General features: G+C 69.6%; 19 protein-coding genes. 15 read left to right on the top strand and 4 right to left on the bottom strand.

What is annotated here, in order from left to right:
- The first annotated feature begins 160 nt into the window (after nt 1-160).
- The gene (locus tag VGB24_RS08215) at nt 161-439 is read left to right on the top strand and encodes a VF530 family protein (RefSeq protein WP_331072459.1); all 279 of its coding nucleotides are present in this window, start codon (nt 161-163) and stop codon (nt 437-439) included.
- Nucleotides 436-879 carry a GNAT family N-acetyltransferase gene (locus VGB24_RS08210; protein ID WP_331072458.1) on the top strand — a complete coding sequence of 148 codons (444 nt, stop codon included), beginning with the start codon at nt 436-438 and terminating at the stop codon, nt 877-879. The genes VGB24_RS08215 and VGB24_RS08210 overlap by 4 nt, the downstream gene beginning before the upstream one ends.
- A gap of 54 nt (nt 880-933) precedes the next feature.
- On the opposite strand, the gene VGB24_RS08205 is transcribed toward VGB24_RS08210, so the two are convergent.
- The gene (locus VGB24_RS08205; protein WP_331072457.1) at nt 934-2,217 is read right to left on the bottom strand and encodes a M12 family metallo-peptidase; all 1,284 of its coding nucleotides are present in this window, start codon (nt 2,215-2,217) and stop codon (nt 934-936) included.
- 458 nt (nt 2,218-2,675) lie between these two features.
- Here VGB24_RS08205 and VGB24_RS08200 point away from each other — a divergent pair, with 458 nt between their 5' ends.
- From VGB24_RS08200 to VGB24_RS08185, 4 genes are all read left to right on the top strand, one after another.
- A complete protein-coding gene (locus VGB24_RS08200) occupies nt 2,676-3,224 on the top strand; it encodes a GNAT family N-acetyltransferase (RefSeq protein WP_331072456.1) in 549 nt (182 codons plus the stop codon).
- 87 nt (nt 3,225-3,311) lie between these two features.
- Nucleotides 3,312-3,791 (top strand): hypothetical protein, encoded by a 480-nt coding sequence (locus VGB24_RS08195; protein ID WP_331072455.1) that lies wholly within the window; start codon nt 3,312-3,314, stop codon nt 3,789-3,791.
- Nucleotides 3,792-3,920: 129 nt separating this feature from the next.
- Nucleotides 3,921-4,481, top strand: coding sequence for a hypothetical protein (locus VGB24_RS08190; RefSeq protein WP_331072454.1), 561 nt, complete (start codon nt 3,921-3,923; stop codon nt 4,479-4,481).
- Between the two features lie 91 nt (nt 4,482-4,572).
- On the top strand, nt 4,573-4,983 hold the full coding sequence (locus tag VGB24_RS08185) for a carboxypeptidase-like regulatory domain-containing protein (RefSeq protein WP_331072453.1): 411 nt from the start codon (nt 4,573-4,575) through the stop codon (nt 4,981-4,983).
- Nucleotides 4,984-5,346: 363 nt separating this feature from the next.
- Here VGB24_RS08185 and VGB24_RS08180 read toward each other — a convergent pair whose 3' ends face one another.
- On the bottom strand, nt 5,347-7,041 hold the full coding sequence (locus tag VGB24_RS08180) for a glycosyl hydrolase family 8 (RefSeq protein WP_331072452.1): 1,695 nt from the start codon (nt 7,039-7,041) through the stop codon (nt 5,347-5,349).
- A 340-nt stretch (nt 7,042-7,381) separates the two neighbouring features.
- Here VGB24_RS08180 and VGB24_RS08175 point away from each other — a divergent pair, with 340 nt between their 5' ends.
- The 8 genes from VGB24_RS08175 to thrS all read left to right on the top strand — a co-directional run bounded on the left by VGB24_RS08175 (nt 7,382) and on the right by thrS (nt 16,336).
- Entirely contained in the window at nt 7,382-7,813 is a 432-nt protein-coding gene (locus VGB24_RS08175) for a nuclear transport factor 2 family protein (RefSeq protein WP_331072451.1), read from the top strand.
- A gap of 216 nt (nt 7,814-8,029) precedes the next feature.
- A complete protein-coding gene (locus VGB24_RS08170; protein ID WP_331072450.1) occupies nt 8,030-8,470 on the top strand; it encodes a DoxX family protein in 441 nt (146 codons plus the stop codon).
- A gap of 57 nt (nt 8,471-8,527) precedes the next feature.
- Nucleotides 8,528-9,469 (top strand): lipid A deacylase LpxR family protein, encoded by a 942-nt coding sequence (locus VGB24_RS08165; protein ID WP_331072449.1) that lies wholly within the window; start codon nt 8,528-8,530, stop codon nt 9,467-9,469.
- A gap of 236 nt (nt 9,470-9,705) precedes the next feature.
- Entirely contained in the window at nt 9,706-10,137 is a 432-nt protein-coding gene (locus VGB24_RS08160) for a hypothetical protein (protein ID WP_331072448.1), read from the top strand.
- A 126-nt stretch (nt 10,138-10,263) separates the two neighbouring features.
- The gene (locus VGB24_RS08155; protein ID WP_331072447.1) at nt 10,264-10,866 is read left to right on the top strand and encodes an outer membrane beta-barrel protein; all 603 of its coding nucleotides are present in this window, start codon (nt 10,264-10,266) and stop codon (nt 10,864-10,866) included.
- 84 nt (nt 10,867-10,950) lie between these two features.
- The gene (locus VGB24_RS08150; protein ID WP_349263904.1) at nt 10,951-13,086 is read left to right on the top strand and encodes a molybdopterin oxidoreductase family protein; all 2,136 of its coding nucleotides are present in this window, start codon (nt 10,951-10,953) and stop codon (nt 13,084-13,086) included.
- A 37-nt stretch (nt 13,087-13,123) separates the two neighbouring features.
- Complete coding sequence (locus tag VGB24_RS08145; RefSeq protein WP_331072445.1) at nt 13,124-14,305, top strand: glycosyltransferase family 4 protein; 1,182 nt, start codon at nt 13,124-13,126, stop codon at nt 14,303-14,305.
- Between the two features lie 165 nt (nt 14,306-14,470).
- Complete coding sequence (gene thrS / locus VGB24_RS08140) at nt 14,471-16,336, top strand: threonine--tRNA ligase (protein ID WP_331072444.1); 1,866 nt, start codon at nt 14,471-14,473, stop codon at nt 16,334-16,336.
- A gap of 78 nt (nt 16,337-16,414) precedes the next feature.
- Here thrS and VGB24_RS08135 read toward each other — a convergent pair whose 3' ends face one another.
- Nucleotides 16,415-16,591, bottom strand: a complete 177-nt coding sequence (locus tag VGB24_RS08135; protein WP_331072443.1) for a hypothetical protein — start codon at nt 16,589-16,591, stop codon at nt 16,415-16,417.
- A 414-nt stretch (nt 16,592-17,005) separates the two neighbouring features.
- Here VGB24_RS08135 and VGB24_RS08130 point away from each other — a divergent pair, with 414 nt between their 5' ends.
- Complete coding sequence (locus tag VGB24_RS08130; RefSeq protein WP_331072442.1) at nt 17,006-17,608, top strand: sce7726 family protein; 603 nt, start codon at nt 17,006-17,008, stop codon at nt 17,606-17,608.
- Here the strand turns inward: VGB24_RS08130 and VGB24_RS08125 are convergent.
- The gene (locus tag VGB24_RS08125; protein WP_331072441.1) at nt 17,547-18,650 is read right to left on the bottom strand and encodes a beta family protein; all 1,104 of its coding nucleotides are present in this window, start codon (nt 18,648-18,650) and stop codon (nt 17,547-17,549) included. The two genes, VGB24_RS08130 and VGB24_RS08125, sit on opposite strands and share 62 nt — an antisense overlap.
- Between the last annotated feature and the right edge of the window lie 178 nt (nt 18,651-18,828).

The following is an 18,828-nucleotide window of genomic DNA, read 5'->3' as shown; positions in this document are numbered from 1 at the left end:
GAGAGAGGACGCAGAGAAAAGAATGGTTTTTCTCTGCGTCCTCTCCGTTCCCTCTGCGGCCTCTGCGTGAAACGTTTTTCATCGTCGTCTTGCGCGATTCCGTGGGAGGTTCTAGTTAGGAGCACGTTTCTCGACCGTTCATCGCCGCCGCCGTACGCTCATGACCGCTGGCCCAGAACAGCCCCACAACCCGCTGCACGGCGTAACCCTCGAGCGGATGCTGACCGAGCTGGTGGACCACTTCGGCTGGGAGGCGATGGGGCAGCGCATCGCCATCCGCTGCTTCACCGCCGATCCCAGCATTGGCTCCAGCCTCAAGTTCCTGCGCAAGACGCCATGGGCGCGGGAGAAGGTGGAGGGCATGTACCTGTACATGCTGCGCGAAAAGGCCAGGCAAGCGCGGCACGGCTCCGCGCCCAAGCCATCCGGAGAGGGATGATCGAGCTTCGCCTCCTGGGCCCCGGCGACGCAGGCGTGCTCGGGCGCGTGGCCGACGACGTGTTCGACTACGCGATCGACGCACGCCGGACCGCGGAGTTCCTGGCCGACCGGCGGCACCACATGATCGTGGCGCGGGACGAGGGCGTAGTGGTGGGGATGATCTCGGCGGTGGACTACGTGCACCCCGACAAGGCGCCCCAGCTCTGGATCAACGAGGTAGGCGTCGCCCCCTCGCACCGGCGGCGGGGCATCGCCCGGCGGCTGATGGACGCCATGCTGCAGCACGGACGGACCCTCGGCTGCACCGAGGCGTGGCTCGGGACCGAAGAGGACAACGTGGCGGCGCGCGGGCTGTACGAAGGGGTGGGATCGCGGCCGGAGCCGTTCGTGCTCTACGCCTTTCCGCTTCAGGAGCCAGGCACGCCCCCGGGAGAATGACTGAGCGCCCCGCATCCGGATGGATGCGGGGCGCTCTCTCGTGGTGCGTGTCGGCTAGCGGAAGGCCGCCACCGTGGCCGCGGTCTCGTTCAGCACCCGCGCGTTGTTCTCGTAGCTGGTGGTGCCCATCACCTCACCCGTGCCCGGGTAGGTCTTGGACGGGTTGGACCACCACTGGATGCGCGTGCAGTTGCTGCAGTTGTTGCCGTACGCCATGATCGTGCGCCAGCTCTTGGACGCCGGGATGAAGCCGTGGCCGTACGGGTACGGGCTGGTGCTGCCGTCCACGTAGCGGTCGTGCCGGGCGCCCTGCAGGTGGCCGATCTCGTGTCCGAACGAGTAGTAGCCGGTGATGCAGGTGTAGTGGGCGGCCATGAACGCCGTGGTGGCGGTGGCCTTGATGGCCGCGGCCTGCCCGCACGCTTCGCTGTCGTTCACCACCAGCGCCACCACGTCGGCGGCGTAGGTGTTACGCAGCGTGTGCACGTTGTCCATCAGGCCGTCGGTGCTGCTCCGCAGCGCGGTGACGTGCTGCGAGAAGCTGCGGTTGGCCTCGTTGTACGTTACCTGCACGCTGTGCACGCGCACCATGTTGATGTTGATGCCGCTGTTCACGTACGACTGGTTGGTCTCGTCGACGGCCAGCTGGATCTTGCTGCCGATGGTGCCGGCGGCCGAGGCGGCCGACGCGGTGTACGCCACCAGCACGTTGATCTGCGTGAGCGCCGCGATGCCCACCTCGCCGCCGGAGCTGCGCGCCTCGCGGATCCCGCTGATGGCGGCGTCGAGCGAGCTGTTCAGCGCGCCGCTGGGTACGTCGGGGGTGTGCTCCGAGGGAAAGCCGCTCTGGTCGATGCGCGACACGGCGTGCAGCCCGTTGCCCAGCGACTCGATGCTGTACTGCGTGCGGCCCACGGTGACGGTGGCGGCCACGCCCCCGTCCATGAACACCATCTGCACCCAGCCGTGCTCGCCGCGCACCGGGCCGGCCCACGAGATGTCCTCGGCCGCGCGCTGCTGCACGCGCTCGCCGACGGCGACCACGTTCAGCCCCGGCGCCACCGCCAGGCGAACCGCGGCGCCCTTCCCGAGCATGCGTCCGGGCGCCGCGGCAATGCGGGCCAGGTGCACCTCGGCGGTGCTGGCGCGGCCGCGGATGCTGGCCAGCTGGCTCTGCTGCGAGGCGCTGAGGGCGGCCCCGGGGGCCAGCGTCAGGAGGTTCTCCTGGGCCTCTGCGGCGCTCATGGACGAGGTGGCGGAGGGGTTGATTTCGTCGCCCTGGCAGGCGGCGAGGCCGGCGGATGCGGCAAGGACCAGCGCGAGGCGTGCTGCTTTCATCGTGCGTTCTCCGGTGGGGCAGGGTTTGGATCGATGCGTGAGTGTTTCCCGACAGGGGGCGTGCAGGCGATCGTGCTCCTGAGGCTGCGCGGGCAGCCCCTTTTGATTGCGGGAAGTGTGTCGCGGGATGCGCTCGGGGCGGGAGCAGGGATGGCGCTCTGCACAGCGCCAGCCGCGCTTCCGTGGCGGAAGCCGGGACGGGCATCAGCGGGGTTACTGATGGAATAGGACAAGATTAGGGGCGGGATGCCGGAAGTCAAGCATCTTCTCTCCGCCCGAATCCGCCGTGGAGACACGTCCTGGAAGCGGGCCGCGCGAAATCACGAAAAGAGCGCTGGCGCCCACGCGTTGGATTCGATGTTCCCGACGGTCTCGCACCCTTTCCGACGTCCCGCGGACACGATCGTGGTCAACCGGGGGCGACCCCGTCCCGCAAACTGTCCGATCGAGGAGTTTTCATGACGTCCCCCGTGCCCGGACTCACCACGTCGCGCCTGGTGCTGCGCCCCTGGCGCGACGACGACCTGGCGCCCTTCGCCGCGCTGAACGCCGATCCCCGGGTGATGGAGTTCTTTCCCGCCGTGCTGTCGCGCGCGGAGAGCGACGGGCCCGTTGCGCGCATCCGGCGGCACGTGGAGGCGCACGGCTTCGGACTGTGGGCGGTGGAGGTTCCCGGCGTCGCCCCGTTCATCGGCTTCGTGGGCCTGATGACGGTTCCCCCGGCGCTCCCCTTTTCGCCGGCGGTGGAGGTCGGCTGGCGGCTGGCGCACGAGCACTGGGGCCGCGGCTACGCGACCGAGGCGGGGCGCGCGGCGGTGGAGTTCGGATTCGGCGTGCTGGGGGTGCCCGAGATCGTCTCCTTCACGGCCGAGCAGAACCGCCCATCCCGCGCCGTGATGGAGCGCCTGGGAATGACGCACTCCCCAGCCGATGACTTCGAGCATCCCTCCATCCCCGCGGGGCACGCGCTGCGGCGCCACGTGCTGTACCGGCTGCGCGCCCCGTGAAGATGCTTGCCGCGGGGCCGTCCGCGGCTGAACTTGATGAACCGCACCGCCAATCCGGGCCCGCCACCCTCCGGCCGAACCCACCCGATGCACTGTGCTGCCCCGATCGCCGCCACCTTCGCGCTGCTTGCGTGCACCGCATGCGCTCCGGACCGGGCCCGTCCCCTCCCGCCGCTGATGGACGTCTCCGGCGACGACTGCACGGCTTCAGCGCTGGTGTTCGCGGGTCGTCATGGGAACCCCGATTCGGCCGTGGCCTTCATCAACGACGGTTGCATCGGGGACCGCATTTTCCTGGGGATCGCGGGTTCGCGCCGCGAGCTGAAGCGCGCGGCCAACGTTCCGCTGGGCGCGGGAGGCGACTACTCCGACGGCGAGTACCGTGTGCTCGTACAGCGCGGCCGATCCGTCTCGCGGACCGTGGTGGCAAGCCCGCCGGACGCGTTCTGCCCCGAGCCGCACCAGCGGGAGTACGCAGCCGCGTACGAAGCGACGGTCCACATAGCGTCCAGCGCCGGTTCGTGGACCGTCGCCGGCACCCTTCGCCGCGACGAATGCGGGCCCTGAACGCTCCCGTCGTCGCGAGCGCGCTTTGCCGCGAAGCTTCCACGCGGCTCGCTTGACGGCCCCGGCGGCGCATCGTATCACCAACTGTTCCGCGAACTCCGCAACCGCAACTCGTTTCCCCAGGCGCGCGTGAGTCCCTTCGAGCACCTGTCCGTCCTCATCTCCATCATCATCGGCCTGGGGCTGACGCACCTGCTCGCCAGCCTTCACCGCCTGGTGCAGGCCCGCGACCGGGTGAAGCTCCACTGGCTTCCCCTGCTGTGGGTGGTGCTGCTCTTCATCTCGCAGGTGGAGTGGTGGTGGGCCAGCTTCGAATGGCGAAGCCGGGTGGAATGGAACTTCTTCTACTTCCTCTTCATTCTTCAAAGCCCCGTCGCGCTGTACCTGGCCGCGGCGTTCGTGCTTCCGGACGTGGAAGCGGGTGAGTCGTACGACCTGAAGCAGTACTACTTCGCCACGCGCCGCTGGCTCTTCCTGGCCATCGCCATGAGTCCCGCCGTGGACGCGGTGCGCAGGGCGGAGCAGGCGGGCTCCATCACCGACTTCGGCGCGGTGAGCAACGCCGTCTCCGCCGTGCTGGTGGGCTCGATGGCGTTCACGCAGAAGCTCTGGTACCACGCGCTCGTGACGCTGGCCGTGGGCGCGCTCTTCCTGGCCTTCATCGTCTCGTCGGCGCTGGAGCTTCGCTGATCCACCGGCATGGTGTCACGTTCGCCGGGCGCCGCGCGTTTGGTCCTGCGGAATGCTCATTCCCCCAGGCCCCACCCACGAGATCGTGACCATGAAGCGCTTTCCCCTGTTCGTCGGCACCGGGCTGCTCGTTGCGTGCAGCGGCATCACCGACACCGCCTGCGCCTGCTCGCCTTTTGAAGGCCCGCTGGTGCTGATCACCGGCACCGTCAGGAGCCCTGCCCTTGCTCCCGTGCCGGGCGCCGCCGTACAGGTGCGGCCGATGAACCCCGTAACGTGTGAGGCCGTCGAACCGACACTCGTCCGCGTGGTGCAGACGGATGCGGCGGGCCGGTTCCGGCATGGGGAAAACGAGAGCAACAGAAGCATGTGCTATCGCGTGTGGGCCGAGCCGCCGCAGGGAAGCGCGCTGGCGCGGTCCGACAGCCAGTTCGTCCGCGTGCAGTTTACGGATACCCTCGCCACTCCCGACCGCGTGGATCTCGCGTTCCAGCTGCGCTGACAGGAGGAGCCAGAGAAGAAGACGGCCCGCCCTCGGCTCCGCTGGGCTCTCGCCCGCCCGGGCTGACACGCGTCCACCCTCTCCCACACCAGCGTGGGAGAGGGGGTACACACCAGACGTCGGTGCACCCAAGTCCATGATGCGCCATAGCCTGTCATCCTGAGGCCCAGGCGCACCCTACCCGCCCGCAGCACATCGCTTGCGGGCCGAAGGATCTTGCTGGCGTCACTTCTCAGCCGGGGCGCGGCAGCGGTCACCAGTGCGTGGACCTTGGCCTTCGTCCCGGCGGTTGAAACCGCAGCTGGAACGTCACGAAGTCCGCCTTCGCGGCGCCTTCGCGAACTGCACGCGAAGCCCCGCTCATCAGGGAACGAGCACCAGCCCGTCCACGCCGAAGCTTCCGCGGCCCCAGGGCTGAAAGCGGATGGCCCTGACGTTGGTGAGCGTCATGCCGTTGTTGATGGCGGCCGGCTGGTAGTCCCTGCGGCGCGGGAACGCCGTGGTGTTCAGCGGCACGCTGGCGAACCGCCACCCCGTGAAGTCGTCGACGAAACGGTGGACGAACAGCTCACCGTCCGCGTCCTCCAGCTCCAGGTAGATGGGGTTGCCGGAGCCGGTGCCCTCCAGCCAGAACTCCAGGGCGCGGTACGCGCTCCAGTTCTCGTTCAGCGTAACGCCGAAACCCGCCCATTTAACCACGCTGTACGTCACCCGCACGCCCTGGCTCACCGCCGCCGGCCACGCCATCGTCGCGGTCAGGGTGCTGCCGGCGGTGTCCGCGTACGACCACCAGCGCCTGGAAATTCCCGCCTCGAAGTCGTCCACCGTTCGCCGCGGATCGGCCAGGGGATCGTGCATGTTGCCGCTGGCCAGCAGCAGCCCCAGCAGCCCCAGCCCGTGCCCGTACTTGGAAAAATCCATCATCCGCAGCGTCTCCGACCACATCCCGCGCCGGTAGCCGGCATTCGTCGACAGCATGGCCGCCGAGGTGAGCGGGCCGTAGAACCAGGGGCTGCGGTCGGGCCCGCCGAACAGGCTGTCGTCCAGAAAGGCGCCGCTGGTGTGGTATGCCGAGCCGATCCCGGTGGGGCCCCTGCCCGGGCCGCCGCCGCTGAAGAACGCGTTCATCCGGTCCAGCCGGCTGCTCGCCCGGCTCTCGCAATTCCACGCGGCGTCGGCCGCCAGCCGCCACGGCGCGCGCACGGCGTTCCACGAGAAGCGGTGGCTTTCCGGGTCGGCGTCCAGCGTGCCGTCGGGGCGGGTGCGGTCCGGCAGCAGCCCGGTCGCCGCGTTGGCGTAGCTGGGGTTCAGGTCGATGCTGGTCAGGTACTGGTACGACTTGTCGGCCACCTCCATCCAGAAGGCGTCGCCCGTATGGGTGGCGAAGGCCCGGTACCACGCCGGCGCCATGTATCCCGGAAAGGTGACTTCCCAGTACTGCAGGGGCATGTCGCCGGCCGTCAGCAGGTAGGCGTGCGCCGAGCCCTCCGGAACCACCATGTGCGTGCGGATGGTGCCCAGCAGCTCGTCGAGCGGCGCCGCGTACCCGCCCCAGCGCCTGTGCGCCACCAGCAGCGCGAACGCCATGTCCTGGTCGGCGTCGCTGGCCGCGCCGCTGTCGGCCACCACGCCGTCGGCGCGGATCACCCAGGGCAGGGCGCCCTTGGCGTTGCGGTGCGCGTAGCGATAGGCCTCCAGCGCGTTGAACGTCTTGCGGTCGCCCATGTACGCCGCCAGCAGCATCCCGTAGCCTTGGCCTTCGGAGGTGGTGCCGTGGGGCAGCTGCTGCTCGGTGCCGCCGTCGTCGAAGTAGGCGAAGTCGGCGTCGGCCTTCACGCGGGCCTGGTTGCCTTCGTACGACACCCGCGACGCGCGCCACAACTCGTACTTCTGCCGGAGCTGCTCGTTGGCGGCGGCCTGGTTCGGGGCGATGCTCTGCGCGCACCGGTACCGGTACGGCGCCGCGCCGCCGGTCCGCGAATCGGACTGGGCGAGGGCGCCGGACGAGACGAGCGCCGCCGCGAGGGCAAGGCCGGCCAGGATGCTGCGTCGGTGCATGGAGCGTTTCACGAGGGTAATGGCGTGGGAGCGCTTGCAGGTCGTTGTAGTGCCACACCTTGTCATCCTGAGATCCGGGCGCGCCGCACCTGCCCGCACACGAATCCACGCGGGCCGAAGGATCCAGCCGCGGACACGAGCAATCGTCGTGCGCGGAACCGCTGCGGGCGCAAATCGTTACCGGATCGTGTTACGCATCCCGCTTTCCGCGTCCGCACTGCGTGCGCGCCCTGCTCCGCGGCATGCTCTTGCGCTTCATCCCCCGAACACCTGAGCTTGCGGAGCACCGCCGCCCGGCGGATGCAATCCGCGGCCCTCCCCTCTCGCACGAGCCGATCCAATGAGAGCGCTCCTTCTCGCCACCGTGGTGCTCCTGTCCGCCTGCGCGCCGTCCGCCGGGCCCGCGCCGTCTGCCGGGGGCACGCCCGCGGCCTCTGCCTCACCCGCGGAGCAGGTGGTGCAGGTTCAGCTGGAGGCGTACAACCGTCGCGACCTGGAAGGCTTCCTGGCCACGTATTCGCCGGAGATCCGCATCTACCTGCACCCCGACCGCCTTCTGATGTCCGGCCTGGACCAGATGCGCAAGGAGTACGGCGATGCGTTCACCGCCAATCCCGACGGCCGCGCCGCCATCACCAGCCGCATGGTGCAGGGCAACTACGTCATCGATCACGAGCACGTGACCGGGCAGGCGGACGGAAGGGAGATCCGCGCGGTGGCCATCTACGAGGTGCGCGACGGAAAGATCCGCAACGTCTGGTTCATCGGCTAGCGATGTGACGCCGAAATTCCGTGGCGTTGCGGCGAGGCAACGAGTCACCGCCCGCTCGTGCGGCGGATCACTGCGCATTTTGAGGGCGCCGCCATCGGCGATTCGAAAAGCGCGTGTCGATTTCCCCGGTCGTGGTTCGTCGTGATGGTAGAGGCGAGCGCTGACCCGGTCCAACCACCGGGCGCCCCCTCCCAACCCGACACAGGAGGAGCACCGATGCAGACCATGGCGATCGACCAGGGACGTCCGGCGGCGGAATTCGCGCGCGCGGCGGCACCGGCTGCCCCGGGCAGGGGACTGGTATTGACCGGCCGCGCGATCAGCGGCTTCGTATCCGTCTTCCTGCTCTTAGACGGGGCGGCGCGGCTGGTGCGGTTTGCGCCGTACGTGGAGGGAACGGTGAAGTTCGGCTACCCGGAGCACCTCGCGTCACCCATCGGACTGGTGCTGCTCGCCGCGACGCTGCTGTACGTGATCCCCCGCACGGCCGTGCTCGGCGCCATCCTGCTGACTGGCTACCTGGGCGGTGCCACGGCGTCGCACGTCCGCATGGAAGACCCGTTCTTTCTCTTCGCCGCCACGTTCGGCGTGCTCGTTTGGGTGGGGCTGTACCTGCGCGAGCCGCGGCTGCGCGCGCTGATTCCGCTGCGTGCGTAGTGCGCCGCGCTCGGGCCTCCGAGCGGAGCGCGGCCGACGCTTTCCTGGAGGCACTGGATGCGCGCTTCGACGCGAGTGGCGGTCACGGCGCGCACCGTCTTCGGCCTCGGGCTGGTCCTGGCCTGCGCCGTACCGCTCGGGGCGCAGGCGGTGACGGCGTTCAACTTACGGCTGGACAACGACATCCTCGCGCTCCGCGGCCACGGAGCGCCACCCGACTACGACTACACCCACGGGCTGCACGTCCACGCGGAACTGAGCCGCAATCCGGGTCCGCTCGTCCCCCTGCAGACGTGCGCCGCGGACGGCGACGCGCTCCCGTGCCTGCGCACCCGGCTGCACGCGGGCCAGGAGATCTACACGCCCCGCCGCGACGCGCCCACGCCGCTGGCGGGAGAGCGGCCCTACGCTGCCTGGCTGTACGCCGGTACGGAAGCCACCGTGGAGGAGCCCGGGCGGCAGCGGGCGCTGGCGGTGCAGGTGGGGATCGTGGGCCCGGCGGCACTGGGCGAGCCGGTGCAGAACGGGGTTCACCGGCTGAACGGTTCCGAGCCGCAGGTGGGATGGGCGCACCAGCTCGGCACCGAGCCGGGGCTGCTGGTGCGTTACCGCGACGAGCGGGTGTTCGATGCGGATCTCGCGCGTCTCGGTTCCGCCCAGCTTCGCCCGGGATGGATGGTCGTGCTGGGCAACGTCCACACGGCGGCCCAGGCGGGCGCCAGTGCGCGGGTGGGCGCGGCGGACGGGTGCGGGCCGTTCCTGTTGCTCGGCGGATCGCACGAGTGGGTGGTTCGCGACCTGTTCCTGGACGGCAACACCTTCCGGGGCAACTCCACCGCGCGCAAGCTGCCCTTCGTCGCCACAGGCGAGGTCGGGGCGGGTTACGGCTTCGGACGGTGGAGCATTGAGTACCGGTTCGTCGCCCGGGGCCGCCAGTACCACGCCCAGCCCCGTCCCCACGCGTACGGATCGCTCGGCATCCAGGTGAACCGGCGCTGACGGTTCCATCCGGCGGCCCACCCGTCCCGTTTCGCGGACAGCGTTGTCCATCCGGGATGTCGGGCGCGTTCCGGGCCGCTGAGCGCAAAGTGTTGCGCTCGTGACCGTTGCGCCGCACGTCCGCTTTCGTACGGTCCTTGCCCGACGGAGAGCGGTTCTCCCACCCCGGCCCGATCTCCCAGGAGGAACCGATGCGTCGCCTCGTGCTCTTGCCGTTCGTCCTCGGCGGTTGCCTGATGAATTCCCGCGGGGTCCCCGCGCCCGCCGGCGCGCTTTCCTGCGCGGAGCAGGCGGCGGCCGGCCTTGGATATCATGTCACGGCGCGCTCCGAGTATACGTCGTTCAGGGCCGAGAAGCTGATGCCCGGCGACGGGATGTACCGGGTGGTGGGAGAGATCTCGGCGTCGTTCTGGAGCGACCCCGCCGGCCGGTCGCGCCTGAGCGTGGACGGCGGCCGCTACGAGGCCTCGGGCACGGGCGGAGGCCCGGTGCCGGGCCCCGGTCCCGGCGTGCGCGGGCAGCCGGGAACCGGGCTTCCGGGCGCGCCGCGCGTCACCCGCGTGGGGAACGGCCGGCGCCGGCTCTCTCCCGGCACGGCGGCCATCGACGCACAGACCATCCAGAAGCAGTGCGCCGGTGACGGCCCGGGGAGGATGGCCGAGCGATAGGATCGTCCTCCGGCCGAACTTAACCGATTCGCTCTGGCTCCCGCCGGGGCGAATCGGTTATTGTTGATCGAACATTCCCCGCTCCCCCGCTCTCCCAGACTCTCTCTGCCGGGCTCGAAACACAGGATGAAAAAGACATCGGTTCTCTCGGCGCTACTCGCATCGCTCGTCTGGTGCAGCACCGGGCTTGCCCAGGACGCGACCACGCCGCAGCGGTTCACCACCCGGGGTTTCCAGTTCACCGTGGGAATGACGGGAGCGCGATCCACCATCGAGAAGGGCGAGAGCCCCACCGCCGGGATCGGCGTAAGCCTGCACGCGGGGTACGGCTTCACACGGCGGCTTTCGCTCTTTCTCGGCGGCACCGGAACGACGATGGAATCCGGCAAATACGCCCTGGCCCATGTCGATCTCGGTGGCCGGCTCCTGCTCTCCGAAGCCCAGCTGCGGCCCTACCTGCAGGCGGCATGGACGGGCCGCCAGGCGAGGGAGGACATCCCCGAGCACTTCGATGACCAGGTCGTGCAGATCCGCGGATTCGGGCCGAGCGTGGGCGCCGGGGTGGAGTACGGGGTTTCGCCCGAAGCCGCGGTAGACGTGGGGCTGGTCTACACCGGTGGCGACTACACCGAGGGAAAGATCACGAAGGACCCCTGGACGGACCTGGGCAGCGGCCGCTTCGGCGGACGGAGCCTGCGGTTCACGGTGGGTGTCACGGCGCGCATCTAGCGGCCTGACCCGCGGCACGCGGCGGTGTGCGCGAATCGAACGCAGCGTTATCTTCTCCGCATGACTTCCGCCTCCCTCCCGCTCATCCGGACCGGCATCGTGCGCGGCGCCTGCCCGCACGACTGCCCCGACACGTGCGCCATGCTGGTGCACGTGCACGACGGCCGCGCCGTGCGCGTGCAGGGCGACCCCGACCACCCGGTGACGCAGGGCTTCCTGTGCACCAAGGTGAACCGCTACGTCGAGCGCACCTACCACGCAGACCGGCTGACGACGCCGCTGCGGCGCGTGGGCCCCAAGGGCGAGGGGCGCTTCGAGCCGGCCAGTTGGGACGAGGCGCTGGACGACATCGCCCGGCGGCTGAACGCCATCCGCGCGGGCGAGCACGGGGCGCAGGCCATCCTCCCCTACTCGTATTCCGGCACGCTGGGCAAGGTGCAGGGCGAGTCGATGTCCAGCCGCTTCTTCCACCGCATCGGCGCCAGCCTGCTGGACCGTACCATCTGCGCCACGGCGGGCAGCGTCGGCTGGGGCGTCACCTACGGCGACCGCCTGGGCCCCACGCCGGAAGAGGCCGAGCACGCGCGCTTCATCCTGCTGTGGGGCACCAACACCCTCACCAGCAACCCGCACCTGTGGCCGGCGCTGCGGCGCGCCCGCGAGGCCGGCGCCCGCCTGATCGCCATCGACCCCATCCGCACGCGCACCGCCGCCCAGTGCGACGAGCACCTGCCCATTCGCCCCGGCGCCGACGCCGCGCTGGCGCTGGGGATGATGCACGTGGTCTTTCGCGACGGGCTGGACGACGCGGAGTACCTGCGCGAAAACACGGTCGGCTGGGAGGCGCTGCGGGAACGGGCGCGCGAGTGGACGCCGGAGCGCGCGGCGGGCATCACGGGGCTGGATGCGGAGCGCATCGAGCGGCTGGCGCACGAATACGCCACCACGCGGCCGTCGTTCATCCGGCTGAACTACGGGCTGCAGCGGCACCGGGGCGGCGGCACGGCGGTGCGAACGATCTCGCTCCTTCCCGCGGTCACCGGTGCCTGGCGCGACCTGGGCGGCGGCGCCACGCTCTCCACCAGCGGCGCCTTCAAGCTGAACGGCGGAAAGCTGCAGCGGCCGGAATGGGTTCCGCCCGGCACGCGCACCATCAACATGATCCAGCTGGGCGAGGCGCTCACGAAGGCGGACGCGGGCGTGGGCGGGCCGCCGGTGCAGGCGCTGGTGGTCTATAACAGCAATCCCGCCGCGGTGGCGCCCGACCTGGGGAGCGTGCGGCAGGGGCTGCTGCGCGACGACCTGTTCACCGTGGTGATGGAGCACTTCGTCACCGACACTGCGCGCTACGCGGACTGGGTGCTTCCCGCGACCACGCAGCTGGAGCACTGGGACGTGCACACGGCGTACGGGCACCTGTACCTGACGCTCAACCGACCCTCCATCGCCCCGGTCGGCGAGTCGCTGCCCAACACCGAGATCTTCCGGCGGCTGGCCACGCGGATGGGGCTGGACGATCCGGAGTTCGCGGACGGCGACGTGGACCTGATCCGCCAGGCGCTGGAGTCGTCGCACCCCTGGATGCAGGGGATCACCTTCGAGCGGCTGCTGGACGAGGGATGGATCCGCCTTGCCGCCCCGCGCGACTTTCGCCCGTACGCGGAGCCGAAGCCGAACACCCCCACGGGAAAGATCCAGATCCTGGCCCCGGAGCTGGAGTCGATTGGCCTCGATCCCCTGCCCACGTACGTGCCCCCCGCGGAAAGCGCCGAGGCAGACCCGGAACGCGCCGCGCGCTTTCCGCTGATGCTGCTGTCGCCGCCGGAGCATCCGCTGATGAACAGCACCTTCGCCAACGTCCCGCACCTGGAGCGCGCGGCGGGGCCCACCAAGCTGCTGCTGCACCCCAACGAGGCGGCGGTGCGCGGGGTGCGCGACGGCGACCGCCTGCGCTGCTGGAACGACCGCGGCCACTTCTTCGGACGGGCGGTGGTCACCGACGACGTGCGGCCGGGGGTGGCCGTCTCCTACGGCGTGCGCTGGGCGCAGCTCTCCGACGGCGGCCGCACGGTGAACGACACCACCTCGCAGGGCGTCACCGACATGGGCGGCGGCGCCGTGTTCTACGACAACGCGGTCGAAGTGGAGGTGGCGGCGGGGAACGAGATTCTGGACAGGGTGCCCCGTTCGGGTGTATATTCAACCGTTCCACTGAGTTAGCCCCCGAAGGAACACCCCGCCGCAGGAGCACTCCACGTTGCGAATCCTCTACGTTTCCCACTCGTTTCCGCTGCCCGGCGACCCGCTGAGCAACGTGGGCGGAATGCAGCGCGTGGCGCAGGGGCTGCACGCGGCCCTGGGCGAGCATCCCGGCGTGGAGCTTCATTCTCGGCTGCTGGAAACGTCGTGGAAGCAGACGCCCCGCCGCTTGCCGGGCTTCATGGCCGGGCTGCTGCGGGAGATTCCCCGCGTGGTCAAGCGCGAAAAGATCGACGTGGTGCTGCATTCGTCCATGGTCACCGCGTCCACCACGGCGGTGCTGGGCAACGCCATCCGCCGCGCGGGCGCCCTGTCGGCCGCCATTCCCGTGGGGCGCGACGTGACGCTGCCCACGCCGGGGTACCAGTGGTTCGTCCCCAGGGTGCTCGAGGCGCTGGACCTGGTGTTTCCCATCAGCCAGGCCACGGGGCAGGAGTGCCTGGCGCGCGGGCTCTCGCCCGCCAAGATGCACGTGGTCCCCTGCGGCGTGGACGTGGACCTGTTCGGCGCCCCGCGCGACCGGCGCGCGGCGCGGCGCGAGCTGCTGAAGTCCATCGGCGAGTCCGCGGGCACCATTCCCGACGACGCGCTGATCCTGGCGAGCGTGGGGCGGCACCAGGAGCGCAAGGGCTTCACCTGGTTCACCGAGCAGGTGATGCCCACCATGCCCGGCAACGTGATCTACCTGATCACGGGCGAGGGGCCCATGACGCCGCAGATCCAGGCATCCATCGACCGCCATGGCATGCACGGAAACGTGCGGCTGCTGGGCAAGGTGTCGGAAGAGATGCTGCTGACGCTGTACCGCGGCGCCGACCTGTTCGTGATGCCCAACATCCACGTGAAGGGCGACATCGAGGGCTTCGGCGTGGTGATGCTCGAGGCGGGGCTGTGCGGGCTGCCGGTGATCGCGGCCGACCTGGAAGGGATCAGCGACGTGATCCGCGAGGGAGAGAACGGGCACCTGGTGCCCAGCCGGGACGCCGAGGCGTTCCGGGCGCTGGTGCTGCGCTACCGCGCGGACCGCGCCCTGGTGGCGCAGGCGTCCAGCCGGGCGGCGGCCTACACGGCCAGCCACTTCTCCTGGTCCGCCATCGCTGACACGTTCGTGCGCATTCTCAGCCAGCACACCCGGACTACCGGCACCGTCCCGGCGGAGCTCGCCCGAGCGGCAGGGTGAGCATCCACGTTCCGCCATCACACGATCAGCCGCCCTCTCGAACGGGGCGGCTTTTTCGTGGGCGGAGCGGTGGCGCGGGGCGGTGCGGGCCGTTAATCTGACGCCTTCTTGAGATTTGACAACGCGCGGCCCCGTGGCGGGCCCGATCAACGATATGGAGACCGGATGAGCAAGAACTGGGACGGCTGGCTGCGGGACAAGGACTGGCAGCCGGTGGCGCCCGACGAGTTCAAGGCGCTGCCCGCGGACGAAAAGCTGCGGCGCATCCGCCACTCGTCGGCGCACGTGATGGCGACGGCGCTGCGGAAGGTGAGGCCCGAGGCCACGTTCGCCATCGGGCCGGCGACGGAGCACGGCTTCTTCTACGACGTGCACGTGGACTCGCCGATCACGCCCGACGAGATCGCCGCGGTGCAGGAGGGGATGAAGGGCGTCTGCAAGGAGCGGCAGCGCTTCGAGGTGGCCGTCGTCCCCCACGCCGAGGCGGTGGAGTTCTTCGCCGAAAAGGGCGAGCGCTACAAGCTCGACATCCTGGAAAAGCTGGTGGACCAGACGGTCACGTTCTACCGCAACGGCGACTTCGTGGACCTGTGCGCCGGTCCGCACGTGCCCGACACCAGCTTCTGCCAGAACGTAAAGCTGCTGGCGGCCTCGCCCGCGCACTGGCGGGGCGAGCAGAACCCGTCGCTGCAGCGCGTCACGGGCACGGCGTGGGACAGCCGCGAGGCGCTGAAGAGCTACCTGGCGTTCGTGGAAGAGGCCAAGGCCCGCGACCACCGCGTGCTGGGCCAGGCGCTGGACCTGTTCAGCTTCCATCCGTGGGCGGCCGGCGCGCTCTGGCACCCCCGCGGGCTGACGCTGCGCAACGAGCTGGGCCGCTTCTGGCGCGAGCTGCAGCCGGAATACGGCTACGTGGAGATCCTCAACCCCGTGCTGTACAAGCCCGACCTGTTCCAGCAGTCGGGGCACTGGGAGCACTACCACGAGGACATGTACATCGTGCGCGACGCCAGCGGCGAGCCCGACATGGCGCTCAAGCCGATGAACTGCCCCGACACGATGCTGTTCTACAAGACGCGCTCGCACAGCTACCGCGACCTGCCCCTGCGCGTGGCCGAAAGCCAGATCCTGCACCGCAACGAGGTGACGGGCGCGCTTCACGGGCTGATGCGCACGCGCAGCTTCGTGCAGGACGACGCGCACATCTTCCTGACGCCCGACCAGGTGCAGGAGGAGATCCGGCAGCTTCTGGGGCTGGTGGACCGCTTCTACTCGCTGTTCGGGCTGGAGTATTCCATGAAGCTTTCTACGCGCCCCGAGAAGTACATGGGCGAGCTGGAGCAGTGGAACGCGGCCGAGGAGGCGCTCAAGGCGTCGCTGGACGCGTCGGGCCGGGGATACTGGATCGACGAGGGCGATGGCGCGTTCTACGGGCCCAAGATCGACATCAGCATCCAGGACAGCCTGGGGCGCAAGTGGCAGTGCGGCACCATCCAGCTGGACTTCCAGCTTCCGCAGCGCTTCGAGCTGGAGTACACGGCGGCGGATGGCACGCGGCAGACGCCCATCGTCATCCACCGCGCCATCTTCGGGTCGATGGAGCGCTTCATCGGCGTGATCGTGGAGCACTTCGCGGGGGCGTTCCCGGTGTGGCTGGCCCCCGTGCAGGCGGTGGTGCTCCCCATCTCCGACGAGAAGCAGCTGGACTACGCGCACGAGGTGATGGCCAGCCTGCGCAAGGCCGGCATCCGGGCCGAGCTTCAGCAGTACGAGTCGCTGAACTACCGCATCCGGCAGGCGGAAAAGCAGAAGGTGCCGTACATTCTGGTGCTGGGCGAGCGCGAGCAGGAGCAGGGCACTGCCGCCGTGCGCCGCCACAAGGTCAAGGAGCAGCGCGTGGTGCCGGTGGACGAGATCGTGGCCGAGATCGCCGCCAAGGTGAACAGCCGCGAGCTGGACGTGCACATGGCCAAGGTCCAGGCGAAGTTCCAGGAGCCGGGCGACACGAGCACCACCGACAACCCGTACTGATCGCGCGGGTGGGATGACGAACGGGGCGGGTGAAGATGGATCTTCGCCCGCCCCGTTTTCCGTCCCCCGTACTGCCTCTCAACCGTCCAGGAGCACGGGCCCGTACCGCCGATGGAACGCGGGCGCCAGGCGCCTGCAGAACTCTTCGGTGGTGCCGCCGCGGGCTTCGAAGCGCCGCATCAGCGCGCGCTGCAGCGCCAGATACGCTTCGAACCGCGTGGGCGAGGTTTCCAGGAACCGACGAACGATTTCCATGAGTCCATCCTTTCGGCGCCGGCATGGCGCACGCGACCCTGTACAAGCATTCGGCGTGCCGCCCGGCGCGAGCGTGCAAATCGTTGTGAAATCAACACTTTCGGGTCGAGAGCCCCCGCCGCTTTCTCCCTCCATGTGACGCCGGTGTGGTCGCCGGGGGACACCCAATGAGGCAATACGCGGACAGGCCCGCGGGAGTTGCAGCTGCCCCGGATTGCGTGCGTTACGCGGGTGACGCCATCCGCGCGGGCATCTGGTCCAATGGTTCCCGGCGCGGTGGAAGAGTACAATGCGAACACCCGCGGCCGGTCCGACGCACGTTCCTGCTGTCGCTCTGCCGCCCTCCGGGCGATATTGGCGTTCCACATACGATTCCCGACACGGGCGTAACACTTCCGTTGAACCTGCGCTGGAATGGCCACGAGCGATCGCGACATCCGCACGGCCCTGTACGAAACGGAACTCGCGCGGTTCTCGGCGGACCCCCACTCGCTGCTGGTGGACGAGCTGGGGGTTTGCCAGGGCGAGTTCCGCATCGACGTGGCGGTGGTGAACGGCGCGCTGCACGGGTGGGAGATTAAGAGCGACCGCGACACGCTCGCGCGCCTGCCGGCCCAGGCCCAGGCGTACAGCCGCGTGTTCGACACGATGACGCTCGTCGTCGGCGAAACCCACCTTCACCATGCGCTGGCGCTGATCCCCGGATGGTGGGGAGTGCTCGTCGCCTCGCGGCGGCGGGACGGCGCGGCCCTCGACGCAGCGCGCGCCGGCGCGCGCAATCCCGCCCCGGATCCGGTGGCGCTGGCGCAGCTGCTCTGGCGCGACGAGCTGGTCGCCATCCTGGCGGACCTCGACGCGCCGAAGAAGCTCTTCCGACAGCCCAAGTGGGACCTGTGGCCCGCGCTGGCGGCGCGCCTGGAGGTGGACGACCTCGCCGCGCGGGTGCGGGCGGCGCTCAAGGCACGCCCGGAGTGGCGCCGTCCGCATGGTCCCGCACCTGGATCGCAGCCAGCGTGAGGTGATGCGAGGTGCCCGCCTGGCGCCACGCCTCGGGGTTGCCGCCCTTCGTCTCCGCCCGGGCGGTACGGGCGATGTACTCGTCTCCCCTGCTGAACGCATTCCCGCTGTAGTCCGGGAGTTGGACGAGCTCCTGGCAAAGCTTCTGGAACGCCGCGCCCCCGCCTTTTCGAAACGTCCCGCGCTTCAGTACCAGGAACTCCGTCGCGGTGGTGTAGCGGAGGGCGACGGGAACGTTCATCAGCCGCGGATCGGCGTCTTCCAGGTCAGGATGCGCGATGCCGTAGTCGCCGAACGCGGGGCGGCGGACGGCGGCGGGGAGCGAGCGGGAGACCGCTTGCCACAGGTTCCAGTCCGATCGTTGGATGCGGAACTCGGAGCCGCGCCCCAGCTCGCCCAGCGACCTGGGGAATCCGCCCGATGCCAGCGTGAAAGTACGCCAGCGGTCCAGGTGCGGAAGCTCGCGGATGGCCACACTGGCGCCGGTCGCGAGAGAACGCGCCAGCTCCTCGGGAACGCCGCGGTAGTCCAGCACGAGGTCCGCATCGCGGACGGGCACGCCGAGCCATTCCAGGAGCGCGTCCATCCGGGCGGCAAGCTGGTCCGTCAGGTCGGCGTCTTCCATGCGCAGGCACACGCCCGTCCCCAGCCGTCCCACCGCGTTCCGCACCGCTTGCTGGTACGTGTCTTCGCGGCGCAGCCCGGTCACGGGCACCACGCCGAACCCGGCCCGCTCCGCAAGGTCGAACAGGACTGACGCTCCGTGTTCGCCTCCGGCCGTGAGCCGGCCTGGCTGAACGAGCCGCGAATCCACGAACACGGGACCCCGCTTTCCCCAGTACTTTTCGAGCTTGTCGAACTGCGCCTGGTAGTGCTGCGCGGGGGTGAGCACCCGTCCATCCAGCTCCGCGATGGGCGGAACGTCGATGAACGGCGTGAGCCCGTGCTGGTCGTGCAGCGCCAGCCCGCCCAGCGCCTGGTACTCACCGGATTTCCCCTTCAGCAGCGGAACGTAGTGCCCGGGACCGAAGCTCGGTTGCATGACGGTACGTGTAGAGGGCGGATGGAGGCGTGCCGCGGGAGTATGGAGCGTCACCTTTCCGGGCGCAATGTGCGTCCAATTCCCGTCACCGCGAGTGACGCTGAGCGGTTGTACGGCGGCGTTGACCGATCGTCGCGCGCGCAGTAATTTGCGCATCCTTCCCCACTGCGCCGCACCT

Origin of the sequence: Longimicrobium sp. (assembly GCF_036399935.1) — a bacterium.
In the GTDB taxonomy this organism is placed as follows: Bacteria; Gemmatimonadota; Gemmatimonadetes; order Longimicrobiales; family Longimicrobiaceae; genus Longimicrobium.
This window is presented reverse-complemented; position numbering and strand designations above follow the sequence as displayed.